The sequence below is a fragment of the Actinacidiphila sp. bgisy144 genome (genome assembly GCF_057708105.1).
The window spans coordinates 1-1,709 of the sequence record NZ_JBYIRM010000093.1; the positions used below are offsets into that span (position 1 = coordinate 1).

1 protein-coding gene is annotated in these 1,709 nt (G+C 69.5%); it reads right to left on the bottom strand.

Translation table 11 applies throughout. The features are described from left to right. A partial coding sequence (locus tag AC3EVP_RS36820; protein ID WP_435138130.1) for an MDR/SDR family oxidoreductase occupies positions 1-1,570 on the bottom strand: 1,570 nt, incomplete at its 3' end. Between the last annotated feature and the right edge of the window lie 139 nt (positions 1,571-1,709).

A 1,709-nucleotide genomic window follows, 5' to 3' on the forward strand; every position in this document is an offset into this window, starting at 1 on the left:
TCGGCTCGATGCCGCCGCGGCGCAGACGGGACAAGCCCGCGCCCTCCAGTTGCTCGGTCATCTCCGAGGTCTGTTCCCACAGGCCCCACGCCAGCGACTGGCCGGCAAGGTGACGTGACCGGCGATAGACAGCCAGCGCGTCCAGGAACGCGTTCGCCGCGGCGTAGCTGCCTTGTCCCGCGCTGCCCATGACCGCCCCAGCCGAGGAGTACAGCACGAACCCGGCCAAGCCCGCGTCCTCAGTCAGCTCGTGCAGGTTCCACGCCGCGTCAACCTTCGCCGACAGGACGGTCGCCATCCGCTGCGGCGTCAACGACTCCACCGTCGCGTCGTCGATCACACCCGCGGCGTGCACCACCGCCGTCAACGGACGCTCGACCGCAATCTTGGCCAGCACGGACGCCAAAGCCCCACGGTCGGCGGCATCGCCGGCCACCACCCGCACCTCCGCACCCAGCTCAGCCAACTCCGCAACCAGACCAGCCACCCCCGGCGCCGCCGGACCCCGCCGCGACAACAACACCAGACGCCGCACGCCGCGGACGGTGACCAGGTGCCGGGCCAACTCCCCACCCAACGTCCCCGTGCCACCGGTGACCAGGACGGTGCCCTGCGGGTCCCAGGCGGCGGGGACGTTCAGCACGACCTTGCCGATGTGCCGGGCGGCCTGCAGATGACGCAGCGCCGCCACGGCCTGCGACAGCTCGAAGCACGTCACCGGCGGCGGCTTCAGTATCCCGGCCTCGAACATCACTCCCAACTCGGCGAACATCTCCGCGATCCGCGGCTCGCCGGCGTCCATCAGGTCGAATGCCTGGTAGACCACTCCCGGGTATGTCTGGGCGACCTGCTCGGCATCACGGATATCGGTCTTGCCCATCTCGACGAACCGCCCACCACGCGGCAACAACCGCAACGACGCGTCCGTGAACTCCCCCGCCAGAGCATTGACGACCACGTCCATGCCCGCACCACCGGTCACGGCCAAGAACCGCTCACCAAACGCCAGATCACGCGTCGAGGCAATGTGGCTCTCATCGATCCCCATCGCCCGCAACGCGACTTGCTTGGCCGGACTCGCAGTCGCGAAGACCTCCAAACCCCATTCCTGAGCCAACTGCACCGCAGCCGTGCCCACCCCGCCGGTACCGGCATGGATCAACACCCGCTGACCGGGACGGACCTGAGCCAGATCCCGCAACGCATAAAACGCGGTCAAGAACCCCACCGGCACCGCAGCAGCCTCCTGGAACGACCACCCCCGCGGCACCGCAGCCACCAGCCGACTGTCCACCACCCCCACCGGCCCCCACCCCGGCACCAAACCCATCACCGACTGACCCACCACCAGACCATCCACCCCCGGCCCGGCCTCCAGCACCACCCCCGCGCCTTCCCCACCCAGCACTCGACCGTCCGCAACCATTCCCAGCCCGGCAACCACATCGCGGAAGTTCACACCCGCCGCCCGCAAACCCACCCGCACCTGACCCGGCAACAACGCCACGCCCGCCTCAGCAGCATCGACCACAGCAGCACTGCCCAGATTACCCGGCTCCGCCACCTCCACCCGCCAACCCGAACCAGCGGGAAGCACCAGATCCCCGGACGCACCCGCCCGGACCAGCCGACGCCCGAACACCGCCACAGTCCCATCCCCGGAACTGATGCGGACCTCGGGCTCATCAGCACCCAGCACCGCAGCCAGC